At 30.5% G+C, this 632-nt stretch carries 1 protein-coding gene; it reads left to right on the top strand.

Annotated features, from left to right (window positions below; all coding sequences use genetic code 11):
• A partial coding sequence (locus IDG60_RS19960) for a DJ-1/PfpI family protein (protein ID WP_031889840.1) occupies positions 1-299 on the top strand: 299 nt, incomplete at its 5' end.
• Positions 300-632: the final 333 nt, after the last annotated feature.

Genomic DNA, 632 nt, shown 5'->3' with positions numbered 1-632 from the left:
GATTTTCACCAGATCATTTACGTGGAGATACAGAAGGTCGATATGGCACATTTGCTAAATACTTTACTAAAAATGATGTACCAACATTTGCCATTTGTCATGGGCCACAAATACTAATAGATACAGACGATTTAAAAGGTCGTACGTTAACAGCAGTATTAAATGTACGCAAAGATTTATCAAATGCAGGCGCACATGTAGTTGATGAGTCAGTAGTTGTAGACAACAATATTGTAACAAGTCGAGTACCAGACGATTTAGATGATTTTAATCGAGAAATCGTTAAGCAATTACAATAGAGTATTGCGGTTATCAATTGTTAAAATTTATATATTTTCGTTTGAAATGAAATATGGATTTTAGTTTTAAAAAATGAATAACAAATAAAAGGTCGTCTCTATTGGCATTTAATAGGGATGGTCTTTTATTTTTATAAAATATAACAATATTTGACATGATTAATATTTAAAATCGCAATGATTTATCTATAATCTTTTCAAAAAACAAAAAGTAAGTATGATGGCGTATACGATTGTAAGCCCTTGGACTGATTTTCCCAAAAAGTGTAGCCTATTTGTGATAGTACTGGTAAACTCAAGGTATATACTAAGTGAGTTTTAAAAGAAGGAGCA

The sequence above is a fragment of the Staphylococcus sp. EG-SA-2 genome (assembly GCF_017152085.1).
Note: the sequence above shows the minus strand (reverse complement) of the source record. Positions and strands in the feature narration are given on the sequence as shown.